The sequence below is a fragment of the Pseudomonas sp. Q1-7 genome, assembly GCF_028010285.1.
In the GTDB taxonomy this organism is placed as follows: domain Bacteria; phylum Pseudomonadota; class Gammaproteobacteria; order Pseudomonadales; family Pseudomonadaceae; genus Metapseudomonas.
Genome location: NZ_CP116304.1, coordinates 2,549,783 through 2,567,421 on the forward strand (window position 1 = coordinate 2,549,783; position 17,639 = coordinate 2,567,421).

A 17,639-nucleotide genomic window follows, 5' to 3' on the forward strand; every position below is an offset into this window, starting at 1 on the left:
GCACCATGGTCACCTACTTCAAGCGCATCTCGATCTTTTCCTATGGCCTGATCAGTTACCTGATCTTCTTCGCCACCTTCGTCTACTCCATCGGCTTCATCGCCAACCTGCCGTTCGTACCGCGAACCCTGGATGGCGAGCCGCGCCTGCCGTTCTGGACCGCCCTCGGGATCGACGTGCTGCTGCTGAGCATCTTCGCCGTGCAGCACAGCCTGATGGCGCGTCCGGCCTTCAAGGCCTGGTGGACGCAGTGGATAGCCCCGGCGGCGGAGCGCAGCACCTATGTGCTCTTCTCCAGCCTGGCGCTGATCCTGCTGTACAGCTTCTGGCAGCCTCTGGGCGGGGAGATCTGGAACATCGAGAACCATTCCGGACGGCTGGTGATGGGCGCCATCTTCGGTTTCGGTTGGGCGCTGGTGTTCTACTCGACCCTGCTGATCAACCACTTCGACCTGTTCGGTGTGCGCCAGGTCTGGCTGAACCTGCTGGGCGAACCCTACACCGCGCTGGCGTTCAAGACCCCGGGTGCTTACAAGCTGGTGCGCCACCCGCTCTACCTGGGCTGGTTCCTGTGCTTCTGGGCCACCCCGACCATGAGCGCGGCCCACCTGCTGTTCGCGGTGCTGACCAGCCTCTACATCCTCGCCGCCATCCAGCTGGAAGAGCGCGACCTGCTGCGGGAACACCCGGAATACGCCGAATACCGGCGCCAGGTGCCCATGTTGCTGCCGCGCATCGGCGGTCGCACCGAGGCCGGAAACGATCGCGAAGCGGCCTGATCGCCAGGAAAGGAAGAGGGCGCCGTACTGGCGCCCTCTTTTGTTCGAGCGGGGCCAGAGAGCCGCCCCGTAGATTGGTGCGGGCCACGCTGGTCCGAGCCTGCGAGGCCCAACGGTAGCCCGTGGTCGTTCCTTGTTGGGTACGGCAGGTCTTCCCACGGTCAGACCACGAAGCGCGCGATCATGCCGTTGAGTTCCACTGCCAGCCGCGACAGCTCGTGGGTGGCGGCGGAGGTCTGGTTGGCGCCGGCCGAGGTCTGCACCGAGATGTTGCGGATGTTCACCAGGTTGCGGTCCACCTCGCGGGCCACCTGGGCCTGCTGTTCGGCGGCGGTGGCGATGACCAGGGTGCGCTCGTTGATCTCGCCAGCCTGACGGGCGATCTCGTGCAGGGCCTGGCCGGCGCTCTCCGCCAACTTGACCATCGCTCGCGCCTGGGTGTCGCTCTGATTCATGGCGCCGACCGCCGCGTCGGAGCCGGCCTGGATGGTGGCGATCATCTGCTCGATCTCGCGGGTGGATTCCTGCGTACGGTGGGCGAGGGCGCGTACCTCGTCGGCCACCACGGCGAAGCCGCGTCCCTGTTCTCCGGCACGAGCCGCCTCGATGGCGGCGTTGAGGGCCAGCAGGTTGGTCTGCTCGGCGATGGCGCGGATCACGTCCAGCACGGCGGCGATGCCTTGGGCCTGCTCGGCGAGCCTGGTTACCAGATGCGTGGTGTGGGTGACTTCCTCGCCCATGCCGCGAATGGCCTGGACGGTTTCTTCTACCCGCTCGCGGCCGCTGCGCGCGGCTTCTTCCGAGGCGGTCGAGGCCTCCGAGGTGGAGGCGGCGTTGCGCGCCACTTCCTCCACTGCCGCGCTCATCTGGTTGACCGCTGTCGCGGCCATTTCGATTTCATCGTGCTGGCGGCTCAGGGAGCGATTGCCTTGCTCGGTCACCGCATTCAGCTGCTCTGCCGCCGAAGCGAGCTGGGTGGCGGAATGGCCGATCTGTTCGATGGTGTCGTGCAGGTACTGCCGCATGGCTTGCAGGGCTTGCATCAGCCGGGCGGGTTCGTCGCGGCCGGTGCTGTCCAGCTCGCCGGTGAGATCCCCAGCGGCCACCCGTTCTGCGGTGCGCATGGCCTCGCGTATCGGTCTGACGATGCTTTGGGTGAGCAGCCAGGCAATGGCGGTGCTGGCCAGCGCGGCCAGCAGCATCACCAGCAGCAGCGAGCGAGTCGCCTCGTCGACCACCTCATTGCCCTGTTCGCTGGAAATCCGTGCCTGGCGCTGATCCAGGTCGATCAAGGCGGCGAGGCTGCGCGACAGCCGCTCGTAGCGCTGGCTCAGCTCACCGCGGATCAGCGCATGGGCGCGCTCGGTGTCGTTGCGCCGCGACAGTTGCAGAAGTTCCTTGTGGCCGTCCATGTAGTCGCGGCTGGCATCGAGTATCTGCTCGAACAACTGCTTCTCTTCCGGCAGCGACAGCAACGGCCGGTAGGCCTGCTCCACCTTCACCAGTTCGTCGCGCAACCGCTCCATGCGCTGTTCCTGGGCGTCCATGGAGGCGCTGTCCTGGGCGAGGACATGGTTCATCTCGCTGAGGCGGAACTCGGCCATGAGCAGGCCCATCTGCCCGGACGCCTGGACACTGGGGAGCCAGATCTCGCTGATCTGGGTGGAAGCCTGGTTGATGGCCGTCATGCGCTCATGGGCGAAGCCGCCGAGGCCGATCAGCATGAGGGTGATGAGGGCGAAGCCAATGGCTGCGCGGTAGGCGATAGGCAGTTGGCGAAGGAACATGCGTCTACTCCGGTCCGGTACGAGTGGGGTGTCACTGGTCCCTGTAGCGGAGGCGGGCGGCGCTTCTTGATGGCGAAACAGACGGTTCGGAAAAGCCCTACAGGCCTTACGGACCGGGAGTGGAAGAGGGCGGCCACGAACGACGACGCCCGTATCCGGGGGGATACGGGCGTCGTGGATACCGCCGGGGTCGGGCTCAGCCGTTGTAGCGGCGCAGCACCAGGGTGGCGTTGGTGCCACCGAAGCCGAAGCTGTTGGACATCACGGTATCGATCTGGGCGTTCTCGCGGGTCTCGCGCAGGATCGGCAGGTCGGCCACTTCCGGGTCCAGCTCGTCGATGTTGGCGGAGCCGGCCATGAACTTGCCTTCCATCATCAGCAGGCAGTAGATGGCTTCCTGCACGCCGGCGGCACCCAGGCTGTGGCCGGACAGGCTCTTGGTGGAGCTGATGGCCGGAGCCTTGTCGCCGAACACCTCGCGTACGCCGCGGATTTCCGCCACGTCGCCCACCGGGGTGGAGGTGCCGTGGGTGTTCAGGTAGTCGATCGGGGTGTCGACGGTGGCCAGCGCCTGCTGCATGCAGCGGATCGCGCCTTCGCCGCTCGGGGCGACCATGTCGTAGCCATCGGAGGTGGCGCCGTAGCCGACGATTTCGGCGTAGATCTTGGCGCCGCGCTTCAGCGCGTGTTCCAGCTCCTCGACCACCACCATGCCGCCGCCGCCGGCGATGACGAAGCCGTCACGCTTGGCGTCGTAGGCGCGGGAGGCCTTCTCGGGGGTTTCGTTGTACTGGGTGGACAGGGCGCCCATGGCGTCGAACAGGCAGCTCTGGCTCCAATGCTCTTCTTCACCGCCGCCAGCGAAGACCATGTCCTGCTTGCCCAGCTGGATCTGCTCCATGGCCTGGCCGATGCAGTGCGCGCTGGTGGCGCAGGCCGAGGAGATGGAGAAGTTCACGCCCTTGATCTGGAAGGGGGTGGCCAGGCAGGCGGAAACGGTGCTGCCCATGGTACGGGTCACGCGGTATGGGCCGATGCGCTTGACGCCCTTTTCGCGCAGGGTGTCGATGGCTTCCATCTGGTTCACGGTGGAAGCGCCACCGGAGCCGGCGATCAGGCCCACGCGCGGGTTGGAGATTTGCTCGGCGGTCAGGCCGGCGTCTTCGATGGCCTGCTGCATGGCCAGGTAGGCGTACGCGGCGGCATCACCCATGAAGCGGAAGAGCTTGCGGTCGATCAGTTCTTCCAGGTTCAGGTTGACGGAGCCGGACACCTGGCTGCGCAGACCCATCTCGGCGTAGGACGGGTTGTGGCGGATACCGGCCTTGCCGGCGCGCAGGTTGGCGGAAACAGTGGCTTTGTCATTACCCAGGCAGGAAACGATGCCCAGGCCAGTGATCACGACGCGACGCATGCGGATGTCCTTCAGAAGCTGTCGGTGGAAGTGAACAGGCCGACGCGCAGGCCTTCGGCGCTGTAGATCTCGCGGCCATCGACGGCAACGGTGCCATCGGCGATACCGAGGATCAGCGATCGGTTAATAGTGCGCTTGATGTGGATGGTGTAGGTGACCTTTTTCGCGGACGGCAGGACCTGGCCGAAGAATTTCACTTCACCCGAGCCCAGCGCGCGGCCACGGCCGGGGTTGCCCTGCCAGCCGAGGTAGAAGCCCACCAGCTGCCACATGGCGTCGAGGCCGAGGCAGCCGGGCATGACCGGGTCGCCTTCGAAATGGCAGGCGAAGAACCACAGGTCGGGATTGATGTCGAGCTCGGCGACGATCTCGCCTTTGCCGTACTTCCCGCCGGTTTCGCTGATATGCACGATGCGGTCGATCATCAGCATGTTGGGGGCGGGCAGTTGCGCATTACCAGGGCCGAACAGCTCGCCGCGACTGCAGCGCAGCAGGTCTTCCCGGGTATAGGCGTTTTGTTTGGTCATGCGAGCTCCTCAATGGTCCCCGTGCGACACGGGGCTTTGCATTCGTCCTTCTGCCGTGGCCGGTTATAGGGGCGTCATGCGGCAGACTAGTCATAGACTGTTGCGTTGTGGTGAAAGTCACAGCGGGGGAGTACAGACGTTCACTTGAGTGACGTCGCCCCGCCGTTACGGGGGCGCCAGGGGCATCCCGTTCGCAAAGAGTGGTGCACTTTAACATCCCGGGACACTCGACGAATGTCTGGAAACGGCACCAATCGTTTCAGTCCGACGGTCTGCCCAGCCAGCGCTGCATCACTCGCAGCAGGTCGGCGCGCTTGAAGGGCTTGGCCAGGTAGTCGTTCATGCCCGCGGCCAGGCAGGCTTCGCGGTCGCCCTGCAGGGCATTGGCGGTGAGGGCAATAATCGGCAGGACCGCACCACCATTCATCTGGCGAATCTGGCGGGTGGCCTCATAGCCATCCAGCACCGGCAGCCGGCAATCCATGAGAATGGCGGCATAGGGATGGCGCGACGCCTGGTGCACGGCCTGGGCGCCGTCACCCACCAGGCTGACCTGATAGCCGAGGCTGCGCAGCATCGCCTCGATCACGGTCTGGTTCACCGGGTTGTCTTCCACCAGCAGCACGTGCTGGCCGCTGCCCTCGCTTTCTCCACGCGCCTGGCTGGACAGCGCCTCGGCGCTCTGGGGGCGGAACGGCAAGGGGATCTCAAGAGTGAAGACCGAGCCCGAGCCCTCGTGGCTTTCGGCCCGCAGGGTGCCGCCCATGCGTTCGGCCAGGGTCCGCGCGATAGGCAGGCCGAGGCCGGTGCCGCCGTAGCGGCGGGAAATCGAATGATCGGCCTGCTGGAAGGCGTCGAACATGTGCTCCAGGCGATCGGGCGGGATGCCGATGCCGCTGTCATGTACCGCACAGGTGAGCCAGAGCACTTCGCTGTCCAGCGCCTGCCAGCGGGTTTCCACCCGGATACCGCCTTCTTCGGTGAATTTCAGGGCATTGCCCACCAGGTTCACCAGGATCTGCCGCAGACGCGTCGGATCGCCTTGCACCTCGACCCGCTCGAGACCGTCCTGGGTATCCAGGCTGAGGGTCAGCCCGCGTTGCTGTGCGCTGTGCTGGAACACCTGCACCGAGCTTAGGATCAGGTCCAGCAGATTGAAGGGGATGCGCTCCAGCTCCAGTGCGCCGCGTTCGATGCGGGAGAAGTCGAGGATGTCGTTGATCACCTTCAGCAGGTGCTCGGTGGATTCCGTGGCCAGTGCTGCGTATTCCGCCTGTTCCTCGGTCATCTCGGTGGTTTCCAGCAGCTGCAGCATGCCCAGCACGCCGTTCATGGGGGTGCGCAGTTCGTGGCTCATCATCGCCAGGAAGTCCGATTTGGCCCGGTTGGCCATTTCCGCTTCCTCGCGCGCGTTGATCAACTGGTCCATCGCCTGCTGCTGCTCATGGCTGGCCTTTTCCAGGCCGCTGGCGAGGTTGTTGATATGGCGGCCGAGGTCGCCCAGTTCGCTGTCGTCCACCACCGGCAGGCTGGCGTTGTAGTTGCCGTCCTGGATGGCCTTGACCGCTTCCCCCATGGCGCTGATGGGCTGCGACAGGCGGGTGGCCAGGCGGCGGGCGAGGAGGAAGGTGAGCAGCAGGGCGATCAGCGCCAGGACCGTGGCCTTGAGAAGGATTTCCTGCTGGCGGCTGCTGAACGCGTCGTTGGACATGCCGACCACGACGCGTCCCAGGTAGTTGTCGTCGTTGCTGCGGCTGTCGGTCCTGGCCTGGGTGCGCCGGGTCAGCAGGTGCATCTGCTGCTGGACGATCGGTGCGTGGAACACTTCAACCTGGCTGCCGCTCGTTTCCAGGCTGTCCTGCTGCTCCAGATAGACCAGAATGTTGTCGGCGCGGTCGCGCACTTCGAGGAAGCGCACGTGGGGTGTGCCCAGACCGGCCTGGAGCAGGCCTTCCAGGACCTCCAGGTTGCCGGCGACCACGCCATACTCGGCCGCCGGGGCGAGCTGGCTGGCGATCAGCTGGCCTGTATGGTTCAGCTCCTGGCGCAAATCCTGCAAACGGGCGAAGGTGAAGAACCCGGTGAGCAGCAGGGTCAGCAGCAGTGCCGGGCCGAGGCTGATCAACTGGGTGCGGGTATGAATGTCCCAACGGTGCCGCAGGCTCATGGGCACGGCTCTCCTGTGGCGGGAGCGATCGGGATGCGGGGGGTGGGTCGGCACATCGTCCTGTCTGCCTCGGTGCGGTGTCGTCCATGGGGCGGAGCCATGTTGGAACTTTAGTCCCCTTGCGCCCCTGTGCAGGGGGAAATTCGATACGTGGGGGCCGCCGGGGGGCGAATGGGGAACCTTGACGTCAAAAAACTGCGGCATCTTAACCGAGGATGATCGCTTTGCCAGCGCAATGGCTCCGGACAGAGGCTGGCTGGCCGGCGGCGCCTCCGTATAATGCGCGGATTCGCCAAATCCAATGGCCTACATGGACCCGTTATGACTGAACAGCAACCCGTCGCGGTGCTCGGCGGCGGCAGCTTCGGCACCGCCATCGCCAATCTGCTGGCCGAGAATGGCCAGCCTGTGCGCCACTGGATGCGCGATCTCGAACAGGCCGAGGCGATCCGCACCCAGCGCGAGAACCCGCGCTACCTCAAGGGGGTGAAAATCCTCCCCGGTGTGGAACCGGACACCGACCTGCAGGCCGTTCTCGCCGCGTGCGAGCTGGTGTTCGTCGCCCTGCCGTCCAGCGCCCTGCGCCATGTGCTCGAGCCGGTGGCCGGACAATTGGCCGGCAAGTTCCTGGTCAGCACCACCAAGGGCATCGAGGCGCAGAGCTTCAAGCTGATGAGCCAGATCCTCGAAGAAGTCGCACCGGCGGCCCGTATCGGCGTGATTTCCGGCCCCAACCTGGCCCGGGAGATCGCCGAACACGCGCTGACCGCCACGGTGGTCGCCAGCGAGGACGCCGAACTCTGCCGGCGCGTTCAGTCCGCCCTGCACGGCCGCACGTTTCGTGTCTATGCCAGCCAGGATCGTTTCGGGGTCGAGCTGGGCGGTGCCTTGAAGAACGTCTACGCCATCATCGCCGGCATGGCCGCCGCCATGGGCATGGGCGAGAACACCAAAAGCATGCTGATCACCCGCGCCCTGGCGGAGATGACGCGATTCGCCGTACAGCTCGGCGCCAACCCCATGACCTTCCTCGGCCTGGCCGGGGTGGGCGACCTGATCGTCACCTGTTCCTCACCCAAGAGCCGCAACTACCAGGTGGGTTACGCCCTGGGCGAGGGGCTGTCCCTGGAGGATGCGGTGGCGCGCCTGGGCGAGGTGGCCGAAGGGGTCAATACCCTCAAGGTGCTCAAGACCCGCGCCGAGGAGCTGCAGGTCTACATGCCGCTGGTCGCGGGCCTGCATGCCATCCTTTTCGAGGGGCGTACGCTGGCTCAGGTAATCGAGGCGCTGATGCGCGGCGAGCCGAAGACCGACGTAGACTTTATTCCAACCACCGGCTTCTAGGCCCGCCACGAGAGGTGCCTGCGCTCGGTCATGTGTCGTTGAAAATCGGTTCGGAATGCTCATTTGCAGCCGTAAACGCTGCTTCCTCACCGACTTTTGCCTAGCCTGACCTTCGCTCGGCGACATTCATAAAGGGCCTAGGGCCCTTAATTTTTTCGGACAAGGAGATTCCCCCATGAGTGAAGAGCGCGAAGACCTGCAACGCGAGCACATCCTGCTGCGCGTCCTGTGGATGCTGATTTTCGTCATCGTCTGGCAACTGGCCGAGATCGTGCTGGGCGCCGTGGTCCTGCTGCAACTGGGCTACCGCGCCTTCTACGGCGCGCCCAACGCCGGCCTGCTGGCCTTCGGCGACAGCCTGAGCCAGTACCTGGCGCAGATCGGCCGCTTCGGCACCTTCAATACCGAGGAGAAGCCCTGGCCCTTCGCCGATTGGCCGGAGGCCCGTGCACCGCAAGGCGAGGCGCCCCACGACGTGCCGCCGGCCGCCCATCCGGTGCGTGACGAAGAGCCCAAGCTATGAGGCTCTGGCTGCTCCGTCACGGCGAGGCGGAGCCCCGCGCCCATACCGACGCACAGCGCGAGCTGACCCGTCATGGGCGCAAGGACGTGCTGCACAGCGCCGCCCAGCTCGCCGGGCGGCCATTGGGCGCGATCCTCGCCAGCCCCTACGTGCGGGCGCAGCAGACCGCCGAACTGGTGCGCGATGCCCTGGGCTTCAGCGCGCCGGTTGGCACCGCCCCCTGGGCCACACCCGACAGCGATCCGCGTGAAGCGCTGAATTTCCTCGCCGAACGCAACGAGCAGGATCTTCTGCTGGTCACCCACAATCCCTTCGTCAGCGAACTGGCCGGGCTGTTGCTTCATGGCCATCGCCAGGACCCGCTGCCCATGGGGACGGCCAGCCTGGCGGAACTGGAAGGTGACCTGCTGATCCCCGGCCTGATGTCCCTGCGCAGCCTGCATCACGTTCGCCGCCACTGACCGTTCGCAACATTTCTTAACTTGCGCCTCCTCCGGGTGCGTGGAATAGTCGCCCAAGCAAGTGCTTGGTTGTCCCCCACAAAAAGAACAAAGGAGGAAGCCCTGTGGCTGATGCAGTCCGTTTGCCGCTTGAGATGTTCGTTGAGCGTGAAGCCCGTCACCCGAACAAGCGCTACCTGGTCCAGCCGCTCGGCGGCGGTCGGATCGAGGAGCTGACCTGGGCGGATGTCGGCGAGCAGGCCCGGCGGGCCGCCAGTTGGCTGCGCGGGCGGGACCTGCCCCAGGGCAGCCGTATCGCGATCATTTCCAAGAACTGCGCCCATTGGATCATCGCCGACCTCGCCATCTGGATGGCCGGCCACGTTTCCGTCCCGCTCTACCCCAATCTCACCGCCGAATCGGTCCACCAGGTGCTGGAACACTCCGAATCGGCCCTGGCCTTCATCGGCAAGCTCGATGACTGGCCGTCCATGGCCGCCGGTGTGCCCCCGGGCGTGCCGACCATCGCGCTGCCGATCCACCCCTCCGGCGAGTTCGACTTCCACTGGGCCGACCTGCAGGCCGTCAACCCGATCCAGGACAATCCCCGGGGCGCGCCCGGCCAGCTCGCCACCATCATCTACACCTCCGGCACCACCGGCACGCCCAAGGGTGTGATGCACAACTTCAGCAACCTCGCTTTCGCCGCAAGCCAGGGCATGGGGTTGTTCCAGACCGGCGAGGAAGACCGCCTGCTGTCCTACCTGCCGCTGTGCCACGTGGCCGAGCGCATGTTCGTCGAAATGGGCTCGCTCTATGCCGGGCAGACGGTGTTCTTCGCCGAGAGCCTGGACACCTTCCTCGACGACCTGCGCCGCGCGAGGCCCACGGCGATCTTCGGCGTGCCGCGGATCTGGACCAAGTTCCAGATGGGGGTCTATTCGAAGATGCCGGCCCGGAAGCTCGACCGCCTGCTGCGCCTGCCCATCATCGGCCGCATGGTCGGCCGCAAGGTGCTCGCCGGCCTTGGCCTGGACGCCGTGCGCAATGCCCTGTGCGGCGCCGCGCCGGTGCCCGGGGCGCTGCTGGACTGGTACAAGCGCCTTGGCCTGGAAGTGCTGGAGGTCTACGGCATGACCGAAAACTGCGGATATTCCCACCTGTGCCGCAAGGGCGAGCTGAAGCCGGGCTGGATCGGCCGTAACAGTCCCGGTGTCGAGGTGCGCATCAGCGAGGAGGGCGAAGTGCAGGTGCGCAGCGCCGCCACCATGCAGGGTTACTACAAGGACCCGGCCAGGACCGCCGAGACCCTCACCGATGACGGCTATCTGCGGACCGGCGACAAGGGCGAGCAGGATGCCGAGGGCAATCTGCGCCTGACCGGGCGCATCAAGGAAATCTTCAAGACCAGCAAGGGCAAGTACGTGGCTCCGGCGCCCATCGAGAACCGCCTGGCGGTGCATCCGCGCATCGAGCAGGTGTGCGTGGTGGGCGACGGTCTGCCGCAGCCGATGGCCCTTTGCGTGCTGTCCGAAGCGGGGCGACAGGAAGCGGTCAACGACGCCCGCCCGGAGCTGGAACTCAGCCTGCGCAGCCTGCTGGAAGAGGTCAACGGCGGCCTCGACAAGCACGAGCGTCTGCAAGGGCTGGTGCTGGTCAAGGAGGTCTGGGCGGTGGACAACGGCTTCCTCACCCCGACGTTGAAGATCAAGCGCAACAAGGTGGAAGACGCCTACGGCAAACGCTTCCCCGAATGGCTCGAACGCCAGGAATCGGTCGTCTGGCACGAATGAATCCGTCCGGCCGGACGCTGCGTTCCGGCCTCACAAGGAGTGAACCATGGGACTGTGGCAACGAACCCCTGATCTTGCGCACCTCAACGAAACCCTGAAGAACACCATCGGAGAAGGCCTGGACATCCGCTTCGAGGCTTTCGGCGACGACTTCCTCACCGCCAGCATGGTGGTCGATTCACGTACCCACCAACCTTATGGCCTGCTCCATGGCGGCGCCTCGGTGGTGCTGGCGGAAACCCTGGGCTCGACGGCCAGCTACCTGTGCATCGACACCAGCCGCTATTACTGCGTCGGCCTGGAGGTCAACGCCAATCACCTGCGCGGCCTGCGCAGCGGCCGCGTCACCGCAGTCGCCCGCCCGGTTCACCTGGGCCGCACCACCCATGTCTGGGACATCCGCCTGTCCGGGGACGACGGCAAGTCCAGCTGCATTTCCCGACTGACCATGGCCATCGTGCCCCTCGGCACCGAGCCGCCAGTCGGGTAGGAAATGCCAGGCTCCGCCGGAACGCCCGTCGCCAGTCGAGTAGTTAGAGCCTGCTAAACCAGTGGATTTTCACCACAGTCACCCGCAATTTTGTCCAAGAACCCTCGAGCGCCACGGAGTAGAGTGGCGCCCATGGACCGCTCGAACCACATCCCCAGTTGCCTGCCCGGCGTCCGTCTGATCGACGCCCGGTATCAGCACTTCGCCTTTCCCCGGCACTTTCACCTGGAGTATCACTTGGGGCTGCTGGTGTGTGGCCGGCAGCGCTACCAGCATCAGGGCGAAAGCCACCAGGCGGGCGCCGGGGATGTGCTGTTGATGGCGCCGGAACAGATTCACGATGGCGCCGGTGTCGATGGCCAGGGCTACCAGCTCCGCGTGCTCGCCTTCGACCCGCACTGGCTGGATGACGCCAGTCGCAGCCTCAGCGACGATCGCCAGGGCGCGCCGCGCCTGACCACCAGTATCCTCCGTGACCCCAGCCTGCGCGGCCGGTTGCAGGGCCTGCACGGCGCGCTGCTGCAGGGCTCGCATCTGGAGCAGGAAAGCCACCTCTGGTCGGCCCTGGCCAAGGTGCTGGAGCAGGGCTCCACCTTGCGCATCCGCGAACCGACGCAGGGCTTCGATGCCCGCACCTGGGCGCGTTTGCGGGAATGGCTGGAGTCGCGCCTGGATGCACCGCCCTCGCTGAAGGAACTGGCAACCTTTTGCGGTCTCAGCCCCTGGCAGGCGCTGCGGCGCTTCAACCGCCAGTGCGGACTGCCGCCCCACCAATGGCTGACCCAACTTCGCCTGGAGCGGGCCCTGCCACGGGTGCTGCGCGGCGAGAGCCTGAGCGAAGTGGCCCTGGACCTGGGCTTCTACGATCAGGCGCACTTCTCGCGGCTGTTCCGCCGTACCTACGGCGTGCCACCGGCGAAGCTGCGCCGCCACTGACCCTCCCATATCCTGGAGACCTTCCATGCTGGAGACTTTTGTCTTGCTGTCGCTGGCGGCCGCATTCGCCATCGCCCTGGTCGGTGGCCTGGTGCTCCTGCTGGTGGCCCTGGGCCTGGTAGGGCGCCTGCAGGCACCCGGGGTTTGGCAATAGCGCCATCATCACTGGCGGATACAGTCATTGCCGCGTCCGCGGGGCTGCCGGACAATCTCCGGCATTCCCCGACGAGCCGGATGCCATGCCGCACACGATCTTCTTCGCCCACGCCAACGGCTTTCCTTCAGCCACCTACGGCAAGCTGTTCGCTGCCTTGGAGCCTGACTTTCATGTCGAACACCTGGAGCAGCACGGCCACGATCCGCGCTTCCCGGTGAATGACAACTGGTCGAACCTGGTGGACGAACTCATTCACCACCTCGAAGGCCGCGACGCGCCTGTCTGGGGCCTGGGCCATTCACTTGGCGGCGTGCTGCACTTCCATGCCGCCCTGCGCCGACCGGACCTCTATCGTGGCGTGGTCATGCTGGACTCGCCGGTACTGACCCTCGCCGACCGCATCGTCATTCGTGCCGCCAAGCGCTTCGGTTTCATCGACCGCATCACCCCTGCCGGCCGCACCCTGGGCCGCCGCGAGGAGTTCGGCGACATCGGCGAAGCCCGCGACTACTTCGCCGGCAAGACCCTGTTCCGCCGTTTCGACCCGGAATGCCTGGACGCCTACGTGCAGCATGGCCTGGCGCGCCAGGGCGACAGCCTGCGGCTGAAATTCAATGCCGCCACCGAGATCAGCATCTACCGCAGCGTGCCGCACCGCACGCCAGGCCGTCCGCAGCAACTCCAGGTGCCGCTGGCCCTGGTGCGCGGGCGTCACAGCCGGGTCGTGCTGCCCCATCACGCACGCTTGGTGAAGCGGGTGCCGCAGGGCGAGTACCTGTCCCTGCCGGGCGGACACATGTTCCCCCTGGAACGTCCGCAGGAAACCGCCGACCTGCTCAGAACCGTTTTCGGTCGCTGGGATGACCGCCAGGAGGCTCGCGCATGACTGCCCAGGTCGAAGAAATCCGTCTCAACCTGCCCCATATCGAACTGGCCGCCCACCTGTACGGCCCCGAGGACGGCCAGCGGGTGATCGCCCTGCATGGCTGGCTGGACAACGCCAACAGCTTTGCCCGCCTGGCGCCGCGCTTGCCGGGGCTGCGCATCGTCGCCCTCGACTTCGCCGGCCATGGACTGTCCGCCCACCGCGCGGCCGGGGCCAGCTACCTGCTCTGGGACTATGTCGCCGACGTGCTGCAGGTGGCTGAACAACTGGGCTGGGAGCGCTTCTCCCTGCTCGGCCACTCCATGGGCGCCATTGTTTCGGTGCTGCTGGCCGGCGCCATGCCCGAGCGCGTCGAGCGCCTGGCGCTGATCGACGGCCTGATGCCCTATACCGGCGAAGCGGACCAGGCGCCGGCCAAGTTGGGCGAGGCGCTGCGCGCGCAACTGGCCCTGGCCGGCAAGCGCAAGCCGGTCTATGCCGACATCGACCGCGCGGTGGAGGCGCGCATGCGCAGCACGGGCGCGGTCAGCCGCGAGGCTGCGGAGCTGCTCGCCGAGCGCGGCCTGATGCCGGTGCCCGGCGGTTACACCTGGCGTACCGACAGCCGCCTGACCTTGCCGTCGCCGCTGCGCCTGACCCGTGGCCACGCCCTGGCCTTTGCCGGCGCCGTGCAATGCCCGGCCATGCTGGTGCTGGCGGAGGAGGGGCTGCTGCACACCGAGCCTCGGTTCGCCGGTCTGCTGGACGGCCTGGCCCTGGACGTGCGGCGTCTGCCCGGCAAGCATCACCTGCATCTCGATGACGAAGCCGGTGCCCAGGCCGTAGCAGACTGTTTCAATCCCTTCTTCGCCATTCCTTGACTTGCCCCGCCCAACCGGGAAGGCTGGCGGCTTTTGGCCAAGGAGCAACGGGATGATCGACCATCAGGGGAATGTGGCGCAGTGCGCTTGGCGGGCAAAGGTCGCGAAGCTGGTCCAGACTGCTCAATCCATGACGAGCCAATAAGGATGCGCATGCATCAGACCCTGTTTGCCGGCCTGCTCCTGGCCGCATCCGCCCAGGCCGCCGACGTGCCTGAGAGTCAGGACCTGGCCGCGTTGCCGCGCTTTCCCCAGGCCGAGATCACCGATTTCCGTGAGTCTGCGGATCAGGAAAGGCTCTACCCGCAGAGCTCGATCCGCCGCATCAGCAACCGGCTGCGTATGGAGAACAAGGTGGAAACCGTGGGCAAGCAGACCTCGGTCACCTACCGTCTGCCTCGCGACCACAGCTCCAGCGAAGCCTTCGACCGTGCGCGCAAGGATCTGCTGGCTGGCGGCGCCGAGCTCCTCTACTGGTGCCAGGGACGCGATTGCGGTTCCAGCAGTCTCTGGGCCAATGCCATCTTCGGTAACGCCAGGCTCTACGGCCCGGACGACCAGCAGGCCTATCTGTTGCTGCGTCTGGCCGAGCCCCGTCAGGACAGCCTGCTGGCCGTCTACGCCATTACCCGTGGCAACCGCCGGGCTTACCTGCACGCCGAGCAACTGGACGCCGACGCCCCCCTGGGCGAACTGCTGCCCACCCCCGACACCCTGATGCGCGAGCTGAAGAGCCGCGGCGAACTGCACCTGCCGCGCCTGCCGGCCGAACCCACGGAAACCTGGGCGACGCTCCTGAGGCGCTGCCTGAACCTCGACATCACCCTGCGCATCAGCCTTGCCGGCGCTGGCGCCGAAGCCTGGCGCGAAGCACTGGTGGAGCGGGGCGTGCGTGCCGCGCGCCTGGAGCTGGGCGAAGGCAAGGAACCGGGCCTGCACCTGAACCTTCTGCGCTGAGAAACGGTCAGCATCAGTCTCTATGCTTGTGCCTGCCGTGCGCCCGTGGCGTGACGGCAGGCGCCGTCCTTTTTCGTTCGCTGGAGTGATTCCGGGATGCTCGATAACGACCGACTTCTGGTGCAGATCGTCCTGCTCGCCTTGCTCGGTGCCAGCCTATGGGTGCTCGCGCCCTTTGTCTCGGCGCTGTTCTGGGCTGCTGTGCTGGCTTTCGCCAGTTGGCCGCTGATGCGCCTGTTGAGCAACGCCCTGCGCGGCCGTGAGTCCGCCGCCGCCGCGCTGCTCACCGCCGGCTGGATGGTGCTGGTGGCGATGCCGCTGGTGTGGTTGGTGAGCAACCTCGCCGAGCACGTGCGCGATGCCACCGAACTGCTGAAGAGCGTCCAGGTGGAAGGCCTGCCGCCGCCGGACTGGCTGGCGACGGTGCCCCTGGTGGGCGAGCGGCTGGTGAGCGCCTGGCTGTCCATCGACGCCCAGGGCGCCGCCTTCTTCGCCAGCCTCAAGCCCTACATGGGCCAGGCCGGCAACTGGGTGCTGGCGCGAAGCGCGCAGGTCGGCGGCGGTATGGTCGAGTTGGTGTTGAGCCTGGTGCTGGTGTTCTTCTTCTACCGCGATGGCCCGCGAATGGCGCTGTTCGTCCAACGCGGCCTGGAGCGCTTGATCGGCAACCGCGCGCAGCACTACCTGGATCTGGTGGCCGGAACCGTGCAGCGGGTGGTCAACGGCGTGATCGGCACCGCCGCTGCCCAAGCCGTGCTGGCGCTGGTCGGCTTCTGGATTGCCGGCGTGCCCGGGGCCCTGGTGCTGGGCATCGCCACCTTCGCCCTCAGCCTGATCCCCATGGGGCCGCCGCTCGTGTGGGTGCCCGCCACCGCCTGGCTGGCCTGGCATGGCGACTACGGCTATGCGGTGTTCCTGGGCCTCTGGGGCATGTTCATCGTCAGCGGCGTGGACAACGTGCTGAAGCCCTACCTCATCAGCCGGGGCGGCAACCTGCCGCTGGTGGTGGTGCTGCTCGGCGTCTTCGGCGGCATTCTCGCCTTCGGCTTCATGGGCCTGTTCCTCGGGCCCACCTTGCTGGCCGTGGCTTACAGCCTGATCTCCGACTGGATTGGACATGTGCAGCCGCAACAGTTGAGCCCGACCGACGTCCAGGACAAGGAAAACCGTTCCTCCTGACAGAAGCGGCGGGGCCTGCCCCAGCCTCGGCGCTCCGAACCTCAACGGAGGCGAGTGCATGGGGTGGCGCGATTGCGGCTGGAGGCTGGCTTGAGTCTCTCGGCGTTGCAGCCACTGCCAGTTGCTCCGGGGACAGCAAAGCTGCGCCGGCTCAGGGTGTACGCAGTGCTTCGTCGCCCGCCAGGGAGCGATCCACGAGGCGGATGCTGTCCCGTCCGCCGCGTTTGGATTCATAGAGCGCAGCGTCGCTTTGTTCGATCAAGGCAGCCAGGCTTGCCGGTGGCTGGTCGAACAGGCTGGCGCCGATGCTCAGGGTCACCGCCTTGGGCGTGTCGAAGGTCTGGGAAGCCATCATGTGGAACTGTTGCCGCAGTTGGTTGCCCAGCTCGACGACGCGTTCATGCGAGGCGCTACCCAGCAGGACGACGAACTCGTCGCCGCCCAGCCGGGCGGCCAGTGCGCGCTCGGGCAGCAGCGAGCGGATCATCTCGCTGAGCGCCACCAGCAACCGGTCGCCCGCGCCGTGGCCGTACAGGTCGTTGACCAGTTTGAAGTTGTCGATATCGATCAGCAGCAGCGCGCCCGGCCGAGCGCCGCAGACTTCTTCCAGCAGGTGTGGCGCGCGCGCTTCGAGGGCACGGCGATTGTAGAGCGCGGTCAGGGGGTCGCGTGCGGCCAGCCGTGCTATCCGTGTCTCCCGCCGGTGTCGTTCGGTGCCGGTCATCGATAGGGCGATCAGCATGATCGCCATCGCGCCCTCGACCAGCGAGATCTGAATGATCTCGCCACGGAACGCCGCGAGATCGAGCAGCGTGCCGGGAATCACGACCGTCAGGGACTTGATCAGGTAGAACAGGCCGTGGACCAGCAACACGTAGCGCAATTGCACCGCCCCTACGCTCAGCGACTTGCCGTGGGGACGCAGGAGGGCACTGGCCCGGAGCGCCAGCAGGGCGACCAGCAGCGAATTGGCCAGGAACATGAGCTTCGACCACAGCGGCCCATCCGGCAGCAGCAACAAGGCCGCCCAGGCGACGAAGACCAGGTACCAGGTTCGGGCCAGCTGTGTCCCGGTGAAGCGCGCGACGCCCAGCAGGAAAAGCCAGTGAGCGATTACCAGCAGGCCGTTGGCGAACCAGATCCCGATGAACAGCAGCCCGTTTCCGCGCAGCAGGGCCAGCGTCGAGCCGACGGTGATGGTGGCGAAGCCTGCGCTCCAGAACAGCAGAGAGGGTTCGCGAACGCTGCGCCATTCAACGGCCAGGTACAGACTGGCGGCCGCCGCGAGCGCGATGGAAAGGGTCAACATCGTGGGCGGATCGAGCGGCATATCCGAAATGGGCTGTCTGGCGGCTGAAGCCCAGGATTGTAAGCGCACGCCGCGGTCTTTCGTAGCGCCC

At 66.2% G+C, this 17,639-nt stretch carries 17 protein-coding genes and 2 pseudogenes; 12 read left to right on the forward strand and 7 right to left on the reverse strand.

Going from position 1 to position 17,639, the window contains the following annotated elements; all coding sequences use genetic code 11:
- The first annotated feature begins 5 nt into the window (after positions 1 to 5).
- Positions 6 to 779 carry a methanethiol S-methyltransferase gene (gene mddA / locus PJW05_RS11740; RefSeq protein WP_271411870.1) on the forward strand — a complete coding sequence of 258 codons (774 nt, stop codon included), beginning with the start codon at positions 6 to 8 and terminating at the stop codon, positions 777 to 779.
- A gap of 161 nt (positions 780 to 940) precedes the next feature.
- On the opposite strand, the gene PJW05_RS26735 is transcribed toward mddA, so the two are convergent.
- The 5 genes and pseudogenes from PJW05_RS26735 to PJW05_RS11760 form a co-directional block, all read right to left on the reverse strand.
- Complete coding sequence (locus PJW05_RS26735) at positions 941 to 1,822, reverse strand: methyl-accepting chemotaxis protein (protein ID WP_442969253.1); 882 nt, start codon at positions 1,820 to 1,822, stop codon at positions 941 to 943.
- Positions 1,823 to 1,843: 21 nt separating this feature from the next.
- Positions 1,844 to 2,566, reverse strand: a pseudogene (locus PJW05_RS26740) (MCP four helix bundle domain-containing protein); the annotation flags it as partial.
- Positions 2,567 to 2,762: 196 nt separating this feature from the next.
- Positions 2,763 to 3,980 (reverse strand): beta-ketoacyl-ACP synthase I, encoded by a 1,218-nt coding sequence (gene fabB / locus PJW05_RS11750; RefSeq protein ID WP_271411872.1) that lies wholly within the window; start codon positions 3,978 to 3,980, stop codon positions 2,763 to 2,765.
- 11 nt (positions 3,981 to 3,991) lie between these two features.
- Positions 3,992 to 4,507 carry a 3-hydroxyacyl-[acyl-carrier-protein] dehydratase FabA gene (gene fabA / locus PJW05_RS11755; RefSeq protein ID WP_271411873.1) on the reverse strand — a complete coding sequence of 172 codons (516 nt, stop codon included), beginning with the start codon at positions 4,505 to 4,507 and terminating at the stop codon, positions 3,992 to 3,994.
- A gap of 259 nt (positions 4,508 to 4,766) precedes the next feature.
- Positions 4,767 to 6,674 (reverse strand): ATP-binding protein, encoded by a 1,908-nt coding sequence (locus PJW05_RS11760; RefSeq protein ID WP_271411874.1) that lies wholly within the window; start codon positions 6,672 to 6,674, stop codon positions 4,767 to 4,769.
- A 321-nt stretch (positions 6,675 to 6,995) separates the two neighbouring features.
- Here PJW05_RS11760 and PJW05_RS11765 point away from each other — a divergent pair, with 321 nt between their 5' ends.
- The 7 genes from PJW05_RS11765 to PJW05_RS11795 all read left to right on the forward strand — a co-directional run bounded on the left by PJW05_RS11765 (position 6,996) and on the right by PJW05_RS11795 (position 12,354).
- On the forward strand, positions 6,996 to 8,018 hold the full coding sequence (locus PJW05_RS11765) for an NAD(P)H-dependent glycerol-3-phosphate dehydrogenase (RefSeq protein ID WP_271411875.1): 1,023 nt from the start codon (positions 6,996 to 6,998) through the stop codon (positions 8,016 to 8,018).
- 175 nt (positions 8,019 to 8,193) lie between these two features.
- Complete coding sequence (locus PJW05_RS11770) at positions 8,194 to 8,541, forward strand: DUF4389 domain-containing protein (protein WP_271411876.1); 348 nt, start codon at positions 8,194 to 8,196, stop codon at positions 8,539 to 8,541.
- The gene (sixA, locus tag PJW05_RS11775) at positions 8,538 to 9,002 is read left to right on the forward strand and encodes a phosphohistidine phosphatase SixA (RefSeq protein ID WP_271411877.1); all 465 of its coding nucleotides are present in this window, start codon (positions 8,538 to 8,540) and stop codon (positions 9,000 to 9,002) included. The genes PJW05_RS11770 and sixA overlap by 4 nt, the downstream gene beginning before the upstream one ends.
- A 104-nt stretch (positions 9,003 to 9,106) precedes the next feature.
- Positions 9,107 to 10,774 (forward strand): AMP-binding protein, encoded by a 1,668-nt coding sequence (locus PJW05_RS11780; protein ID WP_271411878.1) that lies wholly within the window; start codon positions 9,107 to 9,109, stop codon positions 10,772 to 10,774.
- A gap of 46 nt (positions 10,775 to 10,820) precedes the next feature.
- The gene (locus PJW05_RS11785) at positions 10,821 to 11,264 is read left to right on the forward strand and encodes a hotdog fold thioesterase (protein ID WP_271411879.1); all 444 of its coding nucleotides are present in this window, start codon (positions 10,821 to 10,823) and stop codon (positions 11,262 to 11,264) included.
- Positions 11,265 to 11,396: 132 nt separating this feature from the next.
- Positions 11,397 to 12,200 carry an AraC family transcriptional regulator gene (locus PJW05_RS11790; RefSeq protein ID WP_271411880.1) on the forward strand — a complete coding sequence of 268 codons (804 nt, stop codon included), beginning with the start codon at positions 11,397 to 11,399 and terminating at the stop codon, positions 12,198 to 12,200.
- 25 nt (positions 12,201 to 12,225) lie between these two features.
- Positions 12,226 to 12,354 carry a hypothetical protein gene (locus tag PJW05_RS11795; RefSeq protein WP_271411881.1) on the forward strand — a complete coding sequence of 43 codons (129 nt, stop codon included), beginning with the start codon at positions 12,226 to 12,228 and terminating at the stop codon, positions 12,352 to 12,354.
- Here the strand turns inward: PJW05_RS11795 and PJW05_RS26745 are convergent.
- A pseudogene (locus PJW05_RS26745) lies at positions 12,311 to 12,409 on the reverse strand (hypothetical protein); the annotation flags it as partial. The gene PJW05_RS11795 and the pseudogene PJW05_RS26745 sit on opposite strands and share 44 nt — an antisense overlap.
- A 30-nt stretch (positions 12,410 to 12,439) precedes the next feature.
- On the opposite strand from PJW05_RS26745, the gene PJW05_RS11800 reads away from it, so the two are divergent.
- The 4 genes from PJW05_RS11800 to PJW05_RS11815 all read left to right on the forward strand — a co-directional run bounded on the left by PJW05_RS11800 (position 12,440) and on the right by PJW05_RS11815 (position 16,239).
- Positions 12,440 to 13,243 (forward strand): alpha/beta fold hydrolase, encoded by an 804-nt coding sequence (locus PJW05_RS11800; protein ID WP_271411882.1) that lies wholly within the window; start codon positions 12,440 to 12,442, stop codon positions 13,241 to 13,243.
- A complete protein-coding gene (locus PJW05_RS11805; RefSeq protein ID WP_271411883.1) occupies positions 13,240 to 14,103 on the forward strand; it encodes an alpha/beta fold hydrolase in 864 nt (287 codons plus the stop codon). Before PJW05_RS11800 ends, PJW05_RS11805 begins: the two co-directional genes overlap by 4 nt.
- A 147-nt stretch (positions 14,104 to 14,250) precedes the next feature.
- On the forward strand, positions 14,251 to 15,060 hold the full coding sequence (locus tag PJW05_RS11810) for a DUF4892 domain-containing protein (RefSeq protein WP_271411884.1): 810 nt from the start codon (positions 14,251 to 14,253) through the stop codon (positions 15,058 to 15,060).
- Between the two features lie 96 nt (positions 15,061 to 15,156).
- Positions 15,157 to 16,239: an AI-2E family transporter gene (locus tag PJW05_RS11815; protein ID WP_271411885.1), complete on the forward strand. Its 1,083-nt coding sequence runs from the start codon at positions 15,157 to 15,159 to the stop codon at positions 16,237 to 16,239.
- A 151-nt stretch (positions 16,240 to 16,390) separates the two neighbouring features.
- Here the strand turns inward: PJW05_RS11815 and PJW05_RS11820 are convergent, their stop codons facing one another.
- Complete coding sequence (locus PJW05_RS11820) at positions 16,391 to 17,569, reverse strand: GGDEF domain-containing protein (protein WP_271412210.1); 1,179 nt, start codon at positions 17,567 to 17,569, stop codon at positions 16,391 to 16,393.
- Between the last annotated feature and the right edge of the window lie 70 nt (positions 17,570 to 17,639).